Raw genomic sequence first — 17,547 nt, forward strand, 5'->3', positions numbered from 1 at the left:
CACGGCGACTTTACTCTCGATCGCACGCTCTCTTAACCCAGCCCACGTAATATGCGCTCGATATATTCAGCAAGCCCTAATTACCCGAACCTGATATTACTTATGGTGTGGGGCTGGTGGCAAAGATTTTACAAGTTGATAAACAATGGAAATTCGCTGCTGTTTGCCTTTGACAATTATTTTATACAAAACGGATTTGATAGCTGCCTGTCACTCATCTGAGCTACCCCAGATAAGCGTCACTATAAAAAGCGACTGTTAAAGCACTTCCCCCCACAGCTACAACTGGGGAATAGCAAGTTCAAACGACTTGCAAACCACTAATCCCCAATCAAACCATGCAAACCACAAATTCAATTTACGCTCAATTGCCTCTTTGCTCTTCACTGCCCACACTGCAACGAAATAATAGTACCACTGTCAATCAGAACGTGCGCTATCTCCAACAATCCTTAGTTAAAAAGGGATATCCCGTCGCAACTGATGGATTCTTCGGCCCAAAAACCGAACAAGCAGTCATCAAATTTCAAAAGGACAATAAGATTGCTGTTGATGGCATTGTCGGCCCTCAAACTTGGAGTCTCTTAGGCGCTTGTTATACAGGTGAACCCGGATGTTAAATCCAAGTTAACTAATCCTAGGCCCACGGGTAGCAAGAAACTGGGTTTTTTCACAGCAATACTTCTTTTACGCCCTCATAAACGCTAAAAAACCTGGTGGTTGAGCGAAGCCGAAACCTCGTTTATGCCCGTCAAAAGTGCATCCAGGACTATTAATTAACATCTTTTCTGCACTTCTCTGCTTTTAAACAACTTGCAAACAACCAATGGAGAATCAAACCATGCAAACCACAAACGCAATTCGCACTGAATTACCTTCCTGCCGTTATTTTCCCCTACTCAAACGCAACGATGGCGTCACCCAAAATGAGGACGTTCGCTACCTTCAGCGACTCTTGAACGCCAGCGGATTTTCTGTAAATACTGATGGAGGATTCGGCCCAAAAACCCAACAAGCCGTTATCAATTTTCAAAACAAACAACAAATCGTTGCTGATGGCATTGTCGGCCCTAAAACATGGAATAAGTTGGGTGTTTGTACAAATATATTTTAAAGTTTGTGCAACCATCTGTTAAAGAGAGTAGGGCGTGCAGTGTGCGCCCTATTTTTCCGTCGAAGTTTCCACCCCAGACCACCCCTCCGGCGCTCCGTACATTCGATACTTGCGAGAGCGTTTGAAATACAGCATTGCTACCCGATCGTCCGGATTGATTTGTAAAATATTCTGAAATACTTTTTGGGCGGCAACAAATTTTTGCTCGTAGTAAAAATTGAGAGCTTCTTGAAAAACTTCTGCAGTTTGCTGCTTGAGTACAATGCTTTGCTCTGTTTCTGTATCGTAAATTTCAAATACCGACACAGCATTTGTCTTTCCTTTCACAGTTACTCGATCGACAAATCTGTACTTATATTTTTCTGGATCGTCTAGGCGATCGATAATTGCACCGCTAACTAGAATGCCCGATCCGTAAACCTTAGTCAATCCTTCCAAACGAGACGCGAGATTGACGGCATCAGCAATCACCGTACTTTCCATCCGTTCTCGTTCGCCAATTGTACCCAACATCAAATTGCCCGCGTGCAAACCGACGCCGATCGCGATCGGAAACAAGCCATTTTTTGCTCGCTGCTGGTTGTAGATATTCACTTCTTTCTGCATATCAATTGCTGCTCGTACACCATCATCAGGAGATGTAGGAAACAGTGCCATGACTGCATCACCAATGTATTTGTCAATAAACCCGTTGTTTTTCCTGATTGCAGGGCTAACCTTTCCCAAATAAGTATTAATAAATGCAAAATTTTCAGGTGGTGTCATCTGTTCTGAAAGCGCCGTAAACGAGCGAATATCAGCAAACAGCACTGTCATATCTCTTTCCTGATTTTCGCCTAGTTTTACTTCAATAATACTCGGCTTTTCCAGCAAGTTTAGAAAATCGTGTGGCACAAACCTGCCGTAGGCTGCATTCAGTTTTGCTAGGCGAATTTGCGTATTAATCCTCGCCAACAATTCCTTTTTGATAAAAGGTTTAGTTACATAATCATTTGCTTCTAAGTTAAAAGCTTCTACCAAGTCGGTAGTTAGATTTTTGGCCGTCAGCATCAGAATTGGCATTTCTAACGGCGAGTATTTTTTGCGGACTTCTCGACACACTTCATAACCAGTCATCTGCGGCATCATTACATCGAGTAAAATTAAGTCCGGCTTAAATCCTGATTCAATCAGATTTACAGCTTCTAAGCCGTTGCTCGCTTGAGTTATTTCGTAGTTTTCTATAGAAAGACTGTTAATGATTACCTGAATATTAATGGGTTCATCATCGACTACCAAAACTTTTATTTTTTCAGTTTCTAGCAAGTCGCTATTGTCTGATATCGGAGAATTTATTAGAGATGATTTGCGGCCCAATTCAGGAGTGATAAAAATGGGAGAATTCTCGCTTAAAAGCGGCTGCAGGCTGCTAACATCCGGTTGACTCTCAGATACGGGCAAAGTAAATATGAATTGGGAACCGACGCCTACAGTTGAACATACCCAAATTTTACCTCCGTGCAATTCCACTAATTGTTGGGCAACCGTTAACCCTAAACCAGTGCCACCATATTCTCTAGCAGTGGAACCGTCAGCTTGTTCAAAGGATTCAAAAATTCGCTCTAATTTATCTTCGGGGATGCCAATACCGGTGTCGGATACAGTAATTGCTAATTGGAAATTAAGGGGTGATTGTGCCTTGCCCGTTACCAATTCTGCTGAAATTTCTACTCTGCCACTTTCGGTAAATTTAATCGCATTGCCGATTAAGTTGTAAAGTATTTGCTGCAACCGATTCTCGTCTGCTGCTATTGGCGGCAATTCAGGAGCGACTGAGTTAATCAACTGCAAGTTTTTTTTGCCTACTAATGGCTGAGACAAAGTGATAATTACAGAGACGATTTCTCGAAGGCCGATAGACTTAATTTGCAGTTCGAGCTTTTTGTGTTTGAGCTGAGAAAAATCGAGAAGATCGTTAATTAAAGAAGACAATCTTTTCCCCGAAGATGTAATCAAAGCTAAGTTAAAATTTGTTAAGTCTGGCAGTTGTCCGGTAGCACCGTCTATTAAAGATTCTGCAATCCCAATAATTCCGTTGAGGGGAGTGCGGAGTTCGTGGGAAGTATTGGCTAAAAATTCGTCTTTCAGTTTGTCGAGTCGCTGCAATTCGATATTTTTAGTTTCTAAGGCAGTAAAAGATGCTTGGAGTTGTGCTGCCATGCTGTTAAAAGCAGCGGCAAGTACGCCCAACTCGTCGGAGCGCTCGAGCTTTACAGTTTGGTCAAATTGTCCTTCAGATAAAGCTATTGCTGCATTTTTTAATTTTATAAGAGGTTTGATAATCCAGCGAGAAGTGAGAAGTCCTAACACAGTTGCCATGCCCAAAGCTGCCAAGCATAGCAAAACTGTAGTTCGGTTGCCGGCATGAATTTGTTCCATAAAGTCGGCTTCTGGAACGACGACTACAATCAGCAAATCTAAACCCTTGTCGTCTTGGAAAGGCAGGACTTTTAAAAATTTATTCTGGTCGTTTATCTCAACATTTATTTGCTGCGCTTTTGTAATTTGGTGGAAGTTTTGAAAGTGAGTTTCTAAATATTTAGCTGTAGTTTGCGTTACTGCATCGCTGCTTTCTGTAACTTTAAACAGTTCTTTTTGACCGTTTTGGCTGCGGAAAGGTTTTTCGGGTGTGGAAGTTGCCAGCAGCGTGCCGTTTCTTTCGATAATAAATGTTTGACCAGATTTACCTATTTTGAGGCTGTTTAAAAATTGACCGATACTGTCGAGACGTAACGCAGCAATTAATACTCCTTCTAGCTGTTTCTGGCTGTTGTAAACTGGTTGCAGGGCGCTGAGAATCAAGGTGGGTTCTAGGAATGATATATAGACTGAACTCCAAGTTGGTTTGGCTTCTAGAGCCGCATAGGCGTAGGAAGGGTGCTGCCGGATGTCGAAGTTTTTAACGGAGGCGGCTACTGTAGTGCGATCGCCCGTATCATTAGTATTGTAAGAATAAAAATCAAAATTTGTCGATGGGCCCGATGCGTTAATCAATAAAGTGCCGTTAGACATCTTTTCGCCAGTGCGATATTCTCCATCTTGATTAGCGATCGACGTAAAATTGATATAAGGATATAATTGCACTTGTCGCCACAGATACTTTTCCCAAGCGGACAAGTCTTTCATGTTTACAAAACCCAGTTTCACTGCATCCAGCTTGCTTTGATTGATTTGGTGCGGAGTTTGCAGATAAGTTCTCAAATTTTGCTCAATGCGATTGCTCACCTCCCCCATCAATTGATCCGCCAGGTCATTCACTGCTCTTTGAGAGTTCCTAAATGATAAATATCCTACAATACCCACCGCTGCAAATACTTGCAAGACAAACGGAACTATGAGTACGCTTTGCAGCGTTGCTTTTCTTGAAAGTTTTGCCACTAAGTGCTTGAGAGAAGGAGTGGACATAACATTAGTTTAGGTTGAAAAACCCAGTTAATACTTGGAGCGAGTTCTTACCGCTGGTAAGTATTATAAACCATTTTGTACTTAAACACAACTTACACAAGGAAGAGCCGATCTCGTTTCTACAATCTTTCATCTTATACCAAATTATTAAAAGTCAAAGCGAACCGTAGAGACACGGGATTTCCGTGTGCTACTCTCCGCGCCAGACAAGGCATTTCCCTGTCCCTACCGATGTTCACATACAATATATCTGTATCACTACTTTTCATCCAAAGCTTCTATCCCCCACTATCCTTCAGGCACTCCAGACATTCCATTCTTTAGAGAGCGCTGAGAGTAAATTGCTGCTAACTTATCTTGAGGCTTTCTTTCGCAAATCTTATTGAATAATTTTTGCGTCTCAGTAAAGTTTTTCTCGAAATAAAGCTCCAGACATTTTTGAAATGCAGCAGCATTTGCCTGTTTTAGTTGAATGCTTTGTTCTATTTCTGCATCATACAGAATATTCCAGGTTGATGAATTAAACCGCGCTCTCACGGGGTTTCTTTACAGTTCTCCCATGTGGTACTGATTCTGTTGAGCGAAACCCGGTTTCTCCGTACTAAATCTACATGGAATATGCTGTAAAATATTGAACAATTAGGTTTTGTCGGCGGGAAATATTGCAGATGTTTTTTACAAAGTTTATATGATGTGTGCTTACTTCCTGCGGTAAAAAAAGGTCGAATTAAAAATAAAAATTTAGCGGGCTGTCCCTGAAATTAGCCACAAAATTAAGCTATATTATAGCAGATTTCAGGAAAGTGAGATTTGCTATGGCTGACTCTATTGCTCGTCGCTTGGAACAATACACGGTAAAACGATCGCACGAAGTTTTAATCGTTAAGGCCGAAATTGACGGCGAATTCGATGAAATTGCTATTTTTAAAGGCTTTTCTAGCTCCCTGACGCGATCGACCGCTTTCGATCCAGAGGTTCCTGTTTTGCCCGAGGAAGCAAAAATTGTCAGTGTCGATCGCGTGGAGAGTCCCTACAATCCAAATAACCCCCGCTATCTTCAGCAGGGGTTATCTTGGGAAACAATGCAATCTCTATTGTCCGAGGCGGGAGTTTAGCGAAACATTAGGGACACAACGCGAGAAAAACAGTAGGGACACAACAATGTTGTGTCCCTACTACAAAAGCACTATGTCCTTAACCTTAGAGCTAGAGCGTGCCGCCGGCAGCTTGGAAACGAGCTCTCGCGCGTTTGATTGCTTGCTTAGCTTGAATTTGCTCTTGCAAAGTGCCGGTAGTAGCCTTTTGCAAACGAGCTTCTGCTTCGGTGTAAGCAGTACGAGCAGCTTCTTTATCAATGGTTTCGCCTTTTTCAGCGCCGTTGACAAGAATAGTAACTTTGTTTTCTTGGATTTCTGCAAAGCCACCCATCAGAGCAATAGACACCCATTCCTTGCCGGGACGGACGCGCATCACTCCGGTATCCAAAGCTGTCAACATTGGAGCGTGACCGCTTAAAATACCCAGTTGGCCTGTGGTGCTCGGCAGAATTACTTCTTCAGCATTAGAATCCCAAACAGTTTTGTCTGGGGCCACTACGCGCACAGTTAATGTCATAAATTGTCCTTAGTCATTAGTCATTAGTCATTAGTCAGCAGTCAGCAGTCATTAGTAATTAGTCAGTAGTCAGCCGTCGGCCATCATCAGTCACTTAGTTGTTAACTGTTAACTGTTAATAGTTAACAACTAATGACCAATGACTAATGACTGCTGACTACTGACTAATGACTAAAATTACTTGGCGTCAGCTTTCATTTTTTCAGCTTTGGCGATCGCCTCGTTGATATCGCCCACCAAATAGAATGCTTGTTCTGGTAACTCATCAAGTTCGCCAGCCAAAATCATCTGGAAGCCCTTAATGGTGTCTGCCAGCTTGACGTACTTGCCGGGGGAACCGGTGAACACTTCAGCCACAAAGAACGGTTGAGACAAGAAGCGTTCAATTTTGCGAGCGCGAGAAACTGTCAAGCGGTCATCTTCCGACAGCTCGTCCAAGCCCAAAATTGCAATAATGTCTTGCAATTCCTTATAGCGTTGCAGAGTAGACTGCACCTGACGAGCAACACCATAGTGCTCTTCGCCGACAACGCTAACTTGCAACATCGTAGACGTAGAATCCAGCGGGTCAACCGCAGGATAAATCCCCTTCGCAGCCAAACCGCGAGACAACACAGTTGTAGCGTCCAAGTGAGCAAAAGTCGTAGCCGGTGCGGGGTCAGTCAAGTCATCCGCAGGTACGTACACAGCTTGAACTGAAGTAATCGAACCTTCGGTAGTCGAAGTAATCCGTTCTTGCAAGTCACCCATGTCTGTACCGAGAGTCGGCTGATATCCCACAGCCGAAGGCATCCGACCCAACAGAGCCGATACCTCAGAGCCCGCTTGCACGAACCGGAAGATATTGTCAATGAACAACAGCACGTCTTGCTTGCTGACATCACGGAAGTATTCGGCCATCGCCAGAGCCGACAGGCCCACGCGCATCCGAGCACCAGGCGGCTCGTTCATTTGACCGTAAACCAGAGCAATTTTTGATTTGCTGCGGTCTTCTTCGTTAATAACCCCCGACTCGATCATTTCTTTGTAGAGGTCATTACCTTCGCGGGTGCGCTCGCCCACACCACCGAACACGGACACGCCGCCGTGAGCCTTCGCGATGTTGTTCACGAGTTCCATCATAATCACGGTTTTGCCGACGCCTGCGCCGCCAAACAAACCGATTTTGCCGCCGCGACGGTAGGGGGCCAGCAGGTCAATTACCTTGATCCCAGTTTCAAACACCGAAGGCTTGGTTTCCAGTTCGGTGAAAGCCGGCGGGTTGCGGTGGATGGGCATACTTTCGGAAGTATTGACCGGGCCGAGGTTGTCTACGGGTTGGCCGATGACGTTAAAAATCCGGCCGAGAGTTGGGATTCCGACGGGAACTTGGATCGATGCCCCGGTATCTACTACTTCCATGCCACGCACCAAGCCGTCGGTGGTACTCATGGAAACTGCACGCACTTGGCTGTCTCCGAGCAGTTGCTGAACTTCGCAGGTAACGGCAATGTCTTGACCTGCTTCGTTTTTGCCGGAAATCGTGAGAGCGTTATAGATTTGGGGCAGTTTGCCGCCTGGGAATTTTACGTCTACAACCGGCCCAATGATTTGGGTGATGTAGCCTACGTTCGTTTTTGTTGCGGTGGATACCATGAATAGTGCCTTTGTTAGGATGCTATTTTTCCCGTTATGGAAAAAGTCTTAACATTTAGAAATGCTATTCCTCAGATTACCACTGAACAGACGCACTATTTAGATTTGTATGGGGCTCGTTAAGAGTCATTTTTATGGTTCCTGCCCTCGCTTTTTTTTTCTGCGAGTCGCAGCCAAAGCCCCGATACCCAGCATAGTCCCGAATACTGTGACAGGTTCGGGGACTGGTTCGGGGGCTAACTCAGCCGACACGGTGAAGTCTTTGAAGTCAAGCTGGGTTCCTTTTTTGGCATCGTCGAAGGAGATTCTTGTTGTGCCCTTAGCCAGTTGCTCCTTTGTGAGCGATGAAAATTGCTCTGGGCCTTTACCGCCGTTGATGTTTGCAAATGAGTCGCTGGAGTTGTAGTCGAGCTTAAAGTCACCAAACACAGCAAGCTGACATCCCGCCACCAGACATTCATCTCTTCGGAACTGAGTGCCGGGGGCAAACCATTGGGGGCTGTTCATGAAGGTACTCGACGAGACGTATTGCTCGAAAGGCTTGCCGCTCCCCGTGTCACTCCACAGCAGCAGGGCATAAATTTTATCCTGCAAAAATGTGAAGGTTTGGGTGATGGAGCCGTTTTCGGAGGTGACTGCGTTGCCGAAGGTTCCTTCCCAGTTGTTGGCCGAGCCGTTATCTGAAGCTTTAGTCTCGTAAAACAGTCTAGCGATGTTGGTGTAGCCATTGTTTTCTGGCTCAGCTTGGGCAACCCACAAGCTTGACTGGTAAGGGCTGACAGACTTGTTGAATCTAAAGTTGATCTTTGTATCTTGCTCGAACTGGATGCCGCCAGTGCCCAACATGAAAGCTCGGACGGGCGGGCAGATGCCGAGCAACATTGTGGTTGCCAAGCTGGCGACTGTAAAAGATGTTTTTTTGACTAGCGTTAAGGTAGTCATAACCCTGATTCCTCCAGTATTGTTAGGTAGTAAGGCGGAAAATGCCCTAAATGCCATGTTGCCGTGACGCGAATAGACGATCGCGAGCCTGCTATATTGAGGGCGATCGTCAAACCTAAAGAAGAGGCTCCACACCAGTGAATCTACATACAGATATCACTTAAGGGTGTTTTAGAGTAAATGAGTGCTTCTTCTAAGAGTTTTCACTGACACCACATTGCCACAGTTTAATCTGTCAGAGCAAGATTTTCATCCTGCCTAGACTTCCAAACTACTACATTTACTTCGTTTCGGTAACGGTCTAAAGTTGAGTGCAGGACTTGCAAATATTGGCTTTCATCAAAAATACATAAAAATTTTAATCGAGCTTTATGAAGTTTTGGTAAAGTTCATCTATAAAATATAAAGTTTTTGAGAGAAAGTCGGCTGTTCGGTTCGTTGCTCCTGAAAGCGCGCTGCAAGATGCTCGGCCGATGCAGAAAGAAGCGGGGGGAGACCGCGAGTAGGGATTTGAGCGAGTTTTTTGCCACTCTAAGCAAGCGGGAGAACAGACATCGATACTTACGTACTTTTGACTAATATTCCGAGCTTTTTAAACCCATAAACCTCGCGTTAGCTGCTATATTTTCACCCACAGTCCCGGACGCTTTAACCCGGTTTTTTAAGGTAATTGGGTCAGGGAAGCAGTGAAAGTCAAAAAAAGACACCAAGTTTCATTTCCCGCGCCTGATTCCTAGTAAAAAAACTGTTTTTACGTAAAGCATAGTAATTAAAAACATACATTGCATTTTTTTAGTCCTAATTATTCGATCGCCAAAAATAGGCTGCTCCTATTGACATGAGAAATTTTGAGGAGTAAAAATAGTAGAAATAAATACGATCGCACTTTAAACACAATCTTCATGGTAAGAGAATCTCAATCAAGCTTTACAAAAGCAGTTGAGAAAAGTCATCATATAATCAGGGTCAACACATCTCAATTAATTTGACAAAAGCGTGAATTTGTGCATTACTAAATCACTAAAAAAACCTTCTTAAAATTCTTAATTTTCACCCGAATTGAGCAGATTAAATCAGAACCTTAAGATTGGCTGTTAGCTCATGAAAAATTTTATCCCCTTTTTTGCCTAAAAATAATTGATGAGATGAAGACTAGGCAGTAACTATATCTAGCACTTTTTGCTGGTCATTACGGTCATAAGATTGTTTTATTGTTTTGCCATCAATGGCAATCACTTCTAGTTAGACTTCCCCGACTATCGCATTTACCCAACTCAAAAAACATTTTTGAAACTGCGGCGGTTCAATTCGGGCAAATAAGGAGACTAAACTTGTCATGAGATTATACCATTGGGTAATTCTAGAAAGCTTTTCAACCATTCATATTTGGCATTACCATAGACTTATGTTCCTGCCCATCCGTCGACACCGCTGATGACAGCTAAAATCGCAATCGATCTAATATCTTTGAGCAAATGTTATTTACTTCTTTCTATTCTTGGGCTCTTCAACTTGGCAAAATGTTCTAAAAAACTGGCATTTAAAATATTCAGGTAAGCCAATGAATCTATTTGTTTTTGTTGGGATTTTACAGCTTTACTAAAACCTCTGGCTATTGATAGCATCAATAAACTACAATAAACTACATTAAAATTTACTCGGATTTAATTGTAACATATGTTGGGTTAAAGTTAAGATGCGTTTACCCTGCAGAGGGGGGTAGGATAGTCTTCTTTGAGGAATTTAAGGATGACGGCTTAGTTGTCCTGTTGGCGGATGCCTCGATAAACGGTGGAGTTGATACTTTCGTAGATTTGAGTGAGAATCTCGTAGCCGTTAATCTCGATCATTTTCAGGTTTCAATGATAGAAGAAAATGTTATTAAAGATAGTCAGCAATCATGATGGGCGAGCGCACTGATCTATTATAGTAGCTGAGGATGCTTTGATACCCATGCTAAATGTGAAATCTTCACATTAATATACTGGCGCACATCATCTATCACAGATTACCTCATGGCAATAGCAGGTAACTTTCATTACCTGCTAATTTACAACGAGAAAAACAAGAGTTTTCTCATCCTTATTGCTGCAGTATTTTCACGATGAGATTTTTTTTGTAAGTCCCATATTTTAAGTAGCAAATCAGTTTCTTGAACAATTCTCTCTAACCCGCAGATGCTCTATCTAGGGTTGACTTGTCTCGGATTTGGTGCCGCAGTTCCGTAATTGACTCGACAGCCGATATTGAACAAACTCGAACTGCACTCAAGAGGGACAATCTGCTGATCGAGGAGGGCGCTGCAACTGACATACTCGTCATTATTAGTATCTCTTACCATACATTCGATCGGGTTAGCTCCCGATCGCGCCGACCAACTCTTCATACCTACGACTGCAATCATATGCTGCCAGTAGAAAGCAAATAGCAAAACTCCCAAAAGTACAGCAACGGCTAATCCTGCTTTTAACTTCCAACTATTTAGGACGTTTCCCAAACTATTTTTCACGTTTTCCACTCCAGAAATGGAGCTTTCGGTAGTTATTTCTGGAGTTGTCAAGTTTGTTTGTGTTTGTTCTGCTGGAATTTCAGACATAATGTATCTCCTATGATTGCTGGGATTTGGCTAAGCGGGCAGTTGCGATCGCTATTGCAAACTTTATCAAATTTTAGCAAAACTAGCCAGTACCGACAACCGATGCGGGCAGCACCGCCGGGGAAGTAGGTATATTGACCAAGTGCGAGCGCAATTTCTATGCCTTTTGAGGTATTGCCCAATTCGCGAGGGGCTATTTTCCACCTAGGGAAATAGAATGGTTGGCGATGTTCTCAGAAAACGGCTCAAGTGAATCAGCTTTTTTACGAACCGCAGAGGGCGCAGAGGGCGCAGAGGGCGCAGAGAAAGAAAAAAGAGAGATATATTGACTTTCACCAATCATTTATGGTCTCGATAGCAGTTCTAATAACTCCGATTCCGAAAGTAGTTTTACCCCCAAAGATTGAGCCTTTTCCAACTTAGAACCCGCATCTTCTCCCACAACCACATAATCAGTTTTAGCACTCACAGAACTTGTGACTTTACCTCCTGCTTTTTGAATCAAATCTTTAGCTTCATCTCGTTTCAAAGTGGGCAAAGTTCCCGTCAGCACAAAAGTTTGGCCTGCAAGTTGTAAATTGGTGCTGGCTAAATTGGAATTTTTCACTTCTGACTGCAATTGCAAGCCGGCAGTTTTCAACCGTGCAATTAAACTTTGATTAGCCGGCACTCGAAACCACTGATAAACAGCTTGAGCAATTTCCGGCCCGATGCCGTAAACCCCCTCAATCGATGCCGCCGATACCCCTGCTAACTCTTCCACATTTGCAAACCTTTCTGTTAGCAATTGAGCATTCACGCTGCCGACGTGGCGGATGCCCAAGCCGTAAAGTACGCGCGAATAAGGTTGATTTTTCGATTGGGCGATCGCACTTACCAACTTTTCTGCTAACTTCTTGCCCATCCGTTCCAAACTCATCAATCTTTCCGCTGTCAAATCGTACAAATCCGCCGCAGAATGCACCAGATTGCTATCAACCATCTGCTGCACTAACTTTTCGCCAACACCGTTAATATCCAGAGCATCCCGGCTGCAAAAATGAATCAGCGAACCCCTCAAAATTGCTGGACAAGATGTATTGATGCAGCGAGTAACGGCCTCCCCCTTTTCCCGAACCACAGGCTGTTCGCATTCGGGACAGCAATTAGGCATTTGGAAAAGTTGAGCATTTTGGGGGCGCAGTTCTGGCAAAACGCGCACAACTTCTGGTATAATTTCCCCAGCTTTTCTGACAATTACAGTATCGCCAATATGGAGATTTAGGTCGGAAAGTCGATCGCTATTATGGAGAGAAGCCCGCGAAACCGTCGTCCCCGCCAACTGCACCGGTTTGAGTTCCGCTACAGGAGTCAGAGCCCCGGTTCTGCCTACTTGCACCGTGACAGCTTCTACTATTGTAGGCACTTCTGCCGCGGGATACTTCAGGGCGATCGCCCAACGCGGAAACCTCTGAGTAAAACCCAATTGTTTTTGCAGCCAAACGGAATTAATCTTAACAACAACCCCATCAGTCATGTAAGGCAAATTCCGCCGTTCAGTATCCCAATATTGGTAATACTCCCGAACCTCATCCAAAGAATAGCAAATTTTGCGATAGGGATTAACCTTAAACCCCATTCGTCGCAACAATTCCAACGAATCCCACTGCGTGTTACCCTCGTTACCCCGATCTAAATGCAGAGTATAAGCAAAGAAATCCAACCTGCGCTTATCCACAATTTTAGAATCCAACTGCCGCAGCGTACCCGCCGCAGCATTGCGAGGATTAGCAAACAATTGTTCCCCCGCTTTTTCTCGTTCCCGATTAATTTCCTCAAACACAGCTAAAGACAAAAAAGCCTCTCCCCGCACTTCCACCACAGGCGGCGGATTATCTAAATTGAGCTTCAGAGGAATCGAGCGAATAGTTTTGACATTTTGAGTAATTTCCTCTCCCGCAATGCCGTCTCCCCGCGTCGCACCGCGAACTAAAACTCCATTTTCATAGGTTAACGCTAAAGCAGAACCGTCAATTTTTAACTCGCAAACATAGGAAACCCCCCCCAACCCCCCCTTGCTAAGGGGGGGAGTAATTTCCCTGTTTTCCTGATTGCTAATGGAAGATGTTATTCCCTCTTGTCCCCCCCCTTGATAAGGGGGGGTTAGGGGGGGTGAATTTCCGTCTTGAGCGGGGGTTAGGGGAGGTGCTACCCTTTGCCAGCGTTCCTGCCATTTAGCAAATTCCTCAAAATTAAAAGCATTTTCCAAACTGTAGAGAGGAATATTGTGCTTGATGCTAAAAAATTGAGTAGCAGGCTGTTCTCCCACCCGCTGAGTAGGACTTTCGGCCGTAATTAATTCAGGATAATCTGATTCTAATTCTTGCAACTGGCGATAAAGTCGATCGTACACTTCATCTGGCATGATCGGCGCATCGAGAACATAATAAGCATAGCTAGCTTCCTGTAGCTGCTGCCTCAACTGTTGAATTTGCTGCTGAATTTCTGCTGCCATATCAATTTAAGGTTTTCGATTTTCGATGTTAAATTTTTGATGATAACTCTTTATTTTAGCTCAAAAAAAAGGAGCAAGCAACCTATCTGCTGCCAGAGCAATTTTAAATTTGAGATAATTAATCTAAATTTGAGCTCAAAACCAATCTCCAGCAACTAAAAAATCAAAACTTATCCTAATTATCACGCTGCCAAAAAACGGATACTTAATTTCCGACAGGCGTTGCCAGTCGGCCAAAAATTTCGGCTCTTGTTTAACATCCCAGATTCATCTATGGATTAAATTTCAAATCCTTCGACTGATTGAAAGCAGAACGTTGCGCCAAACATATCACACAGAATTATCAATTTTAAAATCCACTGACTCGCCTTTATAGATGCCCCATTCTGGGCGTAAATAATCACAAGTTTAAGTCTGGAAACTCGGTAAATTTCTTGTTTTCCCCGGACACGGAATGTTGAATATTCGCACCATCTTTTTCGCCGTTTAAGTTGCTATTGGCGCGAGATTTGGTGAATTCTTGAGCGTTCGGCTTGGTGAAAGCGAGCGGTTCAGCGTGTTCTACCTGAAATACGTTGGCGTAAAGGTTGGCAATAATCTGTTTGCCTCCCTGGGTCAATTCCAAGTAGTTCAAAGCTGCTGGAATGTATGGAAAAACTCCATTCCAATAAAACTTGGCGTAATTTTGCCGCAAATCTCCCGGAGACTTGTAGCCCAAGATTTTATTAGTGCCGACTTCCTCAAATTCGTAGAACAGAGCACTTATTTTTCGTAGGTAATTTGGGTCGCTCAACTGACCGATCAAATCGGCGGCCCTAGCGAGTCCAGAATAATTATTTCGATCTTGATGAGTTTCGCTAGCAGGAACTGGGAAGCGCGTCAATTCAATATTGCGCTTGATTTGTTCGGCATCAATTAATGTGTGGCCGCCGAAGCGTTCGTCAATTACGAGTTTGCCTCGATCGACATGATAAGGAGTTAAACTGGCTGAAGTTGCGCCGATCGGCACAGAAACCATGCCCCCGTCAATACCCGTAGCATATAGTCCCACAGCTTCTTGGTCTTGGCGGCAAACACCTTTGACGTAGCCGATATCGTGACACAGCAGCGAGATTAGGTAGTGCAGCCAATCTTCCGGCGACACTCCGCCTTCGCGAATATGCTTGCCCCGGAGAATCTCTTGTCCCACCAAAGCCACCAGCATTGTGTGTTCCACATTGTGGTAGAGAGCATCGCAGTTAGCGATATTTTCCAGAGCCATAGTCCCTGCCCAGGCGATAATTTCAGGGTAGTCAGGCTTGTACTTGCCGTAGGTGCGACGGTAGCCGGCCTGCAGCTCTTGCACAAAAGCGTCAATCAGGATAGCAGTTGCATTGAACATCATAAATTCTCCCACTCAGGCTGTAGTTACAAACTTGATCGAAAATATCTTGCATAGCTGAAAAAATAATCAATGGGCATTCCAATAGGTTTGACCCCTCGGTGTTGAATTTTAAATTTCAGCTAGTCTTGTCAGGTCAGAAAATTGCTTTTTTGGCTATGCTTCCCAAGATAACCTAATTTCCGAAGCATCCGAAGCAACAGATCGATTTTTTGGCATTAAATGTTGGCGAAACAATTTACATCATTTCACCGACTAATTATTAGAAGTCCTAGGTGTGAAAGTTATGAACTGTCTGTTTTCGAGCCTCTCCACTGCTGCCCTTCGCACTCGGCGGTCGATCGCCCCAAAATACCTAGGATTGTTTGCATTCACGGCTGTTTGCACCGCCGCACCGGCAATGGGTGCCGAGCGAATTTACGTAACTTACGGGCCGCTAGAAGAATCAGTTCCGATCGAATCTCTGGCACTTTTCGCCAAAGAAGGCAAAATCGACTCAAACTTGGACGGCTTCGCTCAGTACATCAAAGAATCTCAGCTAGCTGAGATTCGCAGCGCCCTGCAAGCGAAAGCTGAAATCAGCCACGTGACGATCGCCCAATTCCTTTACACGCCTCAAGGAGAAGTGCTGCTGAGACGCTTAGGCCGAGTAATTCAAACCAAAGCTCGGCAGCCTGGATTTTATGCCATCCGAGCAGCCCTGATTTTAGCAGCCTCCGATCCAGAAGGCCTGACAATTCTCAACGTGCTGCGGAAATTCCCCACCTATGGCATCAGGATTGACATCGCCCGCGGCTTGGGTATCGCCAACGAGCTGACATCGCTGATCAACCGTTCCAATCAGACGATCGCCGGAGTCGCCCAGTTGTCCGAAGCACAAGCAGCCTCTGAACCCGCCATACCGCCGGCCCAAATGCAGCAGCCCCAGCTACCGGGCCCCTATACTTGGAAAAAATCATCGGTAACTGTGACGAGTCCAAATCGCCCTCGCACGTTTGATATGGACATTTACCTGCCACAGGGCAGCCCGCAACCTGCCCCAGTAGTAGTAATTTCTCACGGTTTAGGTTCCGATCGCCTTTCCTTCGAGTATTTAGCCAAACACTTAGCCTCCTATGGCTTTGCCGTCGCCGTCCCCGAACACCCCGGCAGCAACGCCCAACAAATCCAAGACTTAGTAACAGGCAGAGCCAATCAAGTATCAGAACCAGCAGAATTTGTCAACCGCCCCCTCGACATCAAAGACCTGCTCGATTATTTAACCAAACTATCTACAACCGACCCGACCTACCAAGGGCAGCTCGACTTGCAGCGAGTCGGCGTCATCGGCCAGTCTTTCGGTGGCTATACGGCTTTAGCATTAGCCGGAGCGGGGATTAATTTTGCACAGTTAGACAAAGATTGCGGACTCGAAAACGATAGTTGGAACCTCTCCCTACTGTTGCAGTGCCGCGCCCGCGGCCTAGAGCGCAACCAGTACAATTTTGGCGATCCGCGCATCAAAGCTGCGATCGCCGTCAACCCGATCGCCAGCAGCATTCTGGGAGAAACTAACCTCAGCAACATCAAAATCCCTGTCATGGTAATCGCAGGCAGCGCCGATACCGTCGCCCCCGCTTTCCTCGAACAAATTCAACCGTTCACATGGCTGACATCGCTCAACAAATATCTAGTATTGATGATCAACGGGACTCACTTCTCAACGATCGAGGATTCCCCTCAAAGCCTCTTTCTGCCACCACCAGAGGTCATCGGGCCCGAACCAGCTTTAGCCCGTCGCTATCTCAGCGGACTCAGCCTAGCTTTCATGGAAAGCTATTTGAACAATAAATCCAATTTCCGCCCGTATTTGGAGCCATCCTACGCTTTAAGCATCTCCAGAGACACTCTCGGACTGAGAATTTTGCGATCGCTCACCCCGCAGCAACTCCAGCAGTTCAGGATTTCTCCACCTGCTCGCAGGCCAGTCTCTCCACCTGTCCTCGCTCCTGTTCCTCTACCTTCTCCACCTCCCATAGCTCCCGTTCGTTAGGGTTGAGGTGCGCCGCGTGTGCACGCTGGCATCTATTTTCGTGCGGGGGCGATGGCGTCGGGCCCGGCAAGCTACGGCCCTCTCTCTTCTTTCATCAGCTTTCCTAATCACACTCATCAGTTTAACTGTCGCTCAACCCCTTTACAAACCTTAACAACACCGTTAATAATATAAACATCATCCGAACATTGACAACCAAATACAGCAATCATAAAACCATGACAACAACCTTACAGCAGCGCGAAAGCGCCAATGTCTGGGAACGCTTTTGTGAGTGGGTAACATCAACCGACAA

The 17,547-nt window shown here is 44.9% G+C and carries 12 protein-coding genes; 4 read left to right on the forward strand and 8 right to left on the reverse strand.

Going from position 1 to position 17,547, the window contains the following annotated elements; all coding sequences use genetic code 11:
• Positions 1–338: 338 nt before the first annotated feature.
• Together QUA07_RS28145 and QUA07_RS28150 are read left to right on the forward strand one after the other, a co-directional pair.
• On the forward strand, positions 339–620 hold the full coding sequence (locus tag QUA07_RS28145; RefSeq protein WP_333332031.1) for a peptidoglycan-binding domain-containing protein: 282 nt from the start codon (positions 339–341) through the stop codon (positions 618–620).
• Between the two features lie 221 nt (positions 621–841).
• Complete coding sequence (locus QUA07_RS28150) at positions 842–1,114, forward strand: peptidoglycan-binding domain-containing protein (protein ID WP_333082922.1); 273 nt, start codon at positions 842–844, stop codon at positions 1,112–1,114.
• Positions 1,115–1,162: 48 nt separating this feature from the next.
• Here QUA07_RS28150 and QUA07_RS28155 read toward each other — a convergent pair whose 3' ends face one another.
• Positions 1,163–4,558 (reverse strand): ATP-binding protein, encoded by a 3,396-nt coding sequence (locus tag QUA07_RS28155; protein WP_333332034.1) that lies wholly within the window; start codon positions 4,556–4,558, stop codon positions 1,163–1,165.
• Between the two features lie 288 nt (positions 4,559–4,846).
• Entirely contained in the window at positions 4,847–5,095 is a 249-nt protein-coding gene (locus QUA07_RS28160; protein ID WP_333332037.1) for a hypothetical protein, read from the reverse strand.
• A gap of 278 nt (positions 5,096–5,373) precedes the next feature.
• Between QUA07_RS28160 and QUA07_RS28165 the strand changes: the two genes are divergently transcribed.
• Positions 5,374–5,673: a DUF7734 family protein gene (locus QUA07_RS28165; protein ID WP_190743481.1), complete on the forward strand. Its 300-nt coding sequence runs from the start codon at positions 5,374–5,376 to the stop codon at positions 5,671–5,673.
• Positions 5,674–5,764: 91 nt separating this feature from the next.
• Here QUA07_RS28165 and atpC read toward each other — a convergent pair whose 3' ends face one another.
• The 6 genes from atpC to QUA07_RS28195 all read right to left on the reverse strand — a co-directional run bounded on the left by atpC (position 5,765) and on the right by QUA07_RS28195 (position 15,220).
• Positions 5,765–6,172 (reverse strand): ATP synthase F1 subunit epsilon, encoded by a 408-nt coding sequence (gene atpC / locus QUA07_RS28170; RefSeq protein WP_333058306.1) that lies wholly within the window; start codon positions 6,170–6,172, stop codon positions 5,765–5,767.
• A 177-nt stretch (positions 6,173–6,349) separates the two neighbouring features.
• Positions 6,350–7,807 (reverse strand): F0F1 ATP synthase subunit beta, encoded by a 1,458-nt coding sequence (atpD, locus tag QUA07_RS28175; protein WP_333082925.1) that lies wholly within the window; start codon positions 7,805–7,807, stop codon positions 6,350–6,352.
• A 132-nt stretch (positions 7,808–7,939) separates the two neighbouring features.
• Positions 7,940–8,749, reverse strand: a complete 810-nt coding sequence (locus QUA07_RS28180) for a PEP-CTERM sorting domain-containing protein (RefSeq protein ID WP_333332041.1) — start codon at positions 8,747–8,749, stop codon at positions 7,940–7,942.
• A gap of 2,182 nt (positions 8,750–10,931) precedes the next feature.
• A complete protein-coding gene (locus QUA07_RS28185) occupies positions 10,932–11,345 on the reverse strand; it encodes a hypothetical protein (RefSeq protein WP_333082927.1) in 414 nt (137 codons plus the stop codon).
• A gap of 343 nt (positions 11,346–11,688) precedes the next feature.
• Positions 11,689–13,839 carry an NAD-dependent DNA ligase LigA gene (gene ligA / locus QUA07_RS28190; RefSeq protein ID WP_333332044.1) on the reverse strand — a complete coding sequence of 717 codons (2,151 nt, stop codon included), beginning with the start codon at positions 13,837–13,839 and terminating at the stop codon, positions 11,689–11,691.
• Between the two features lie 400 nt (positions 13,840–14,239).
• On the reverse strand, positions 14,240–15,220 hold the full coding sequence (locus QUA07_RS28195) for an Npun_R2479 family HD domain-containing metalloprotein (protein ID WP_333082936.1): 981 nt from the start codon (positions 15,218–15,220) through the stop codon (positions 14,240–14,242).
• Between the two features lie 286 nt (positions 15,221–15,506).
• On the opposite strand from QUA07_RS28195, the gene QUA07_RS28200 reads away from it, so the two are divergent.
• Positions 15,507–17,252, forward strand: a complete 1,746-nt coding sequence (locus tag QUA07_RS28200; RefSeq protein ID WP_333332047.1) for an alpha/beta hydrolase — start codon at positions 15,507–15,509, stop codon at positions 17,250–17,252.
• Positions 17,253–17,547 lie beyond the last annotated feature (295 nt).

The organism is Microcoleus sp. T3_A4 (genome assembly GCF_036700465.1).
Classification (GTDB): Bacteria; Cyanobacteriota; Cyanobacteriia; order Cyanobacteriales; family Microcoleaceae; genus Microcoleus.

Bases quoted from the DNA above. Each gene is read 5' to 3' on its own strand.
- QUA07_RS28155 (WP_333332034.1), bottom strand. From the start codon at position 4,558: ATGTCCACTCCTTCTCTCAAGCACTTAGTGGCAAAACTTTCAAGAAAA.
- QUA07_RS28165 (WP_190743481.1), top strand. From the start codon at position 5,374: ATGGCTGACTCTATTGCTCGTCGCTTGGAACAATACACGGTAAAACGA.
- QUA07_RS28150 (WP_333082922.1), top strand. From the start codon at position 842: ATGCAAACCACAAACGCAATTCGCACTGAATTACCTTCCTGCCGTTAT.
- atpC (WP_333058306.1), bottom strand. From the start codon at position 6,172: ATGACATTAACTGTGCGCGTAGTGGCCCCAGACAAAACTGTTTGGGAT.
- QUA07_RS28195 (WP_333082936.1), bottom strand. From the start codon at position 15,220: ATGTTCAATGCAACTGCTATCCTGATTGACGCTTTTGTGCAAGAGCTG.
- ligA (WP_333332044.1), bottom strand. From the start codon at position 13,839: ATGGCAGCAGAAATTCAGCAGCAAATTCAACAGTTGAGGCAGCAGCTA.
- atpD (WP_333082925.1), bottom strand. From the start codon at position 7,807: ATGGTATCCACCGCAACAAAAACGAACGTAGGCTACATCACCCAAATC.
- QUA07_RS28180 (WP_333332041.1), bottom strand. From the start codon at position 8,749: ATGACTACCTTAACGCTAGTCAAAAAAACATCTTTTACAGTCGCCAGC.
- QUA07_RS28185 (WP_333082927.1), bottom strand. From the start codon at position 11,345: ATGTCTGAAATTCCAGCAGAACAAACACAAACAAACTTGACAACTCCA.
- QUA07_RS28145 (WP_333332031.1), top strand. From the start codon at position 339: ATGCAAACCACAAATTCAATTTACGCTCAATTGCCTCTTTGCTCTTCA.
- QUA07_RS28200 (WP_333332047.1), top strand. From the start codon at position 15,507: ATGAACTGTCTGTTTTCGAGCCTCTCCACTGCTGCCCTTCGCACTCGG.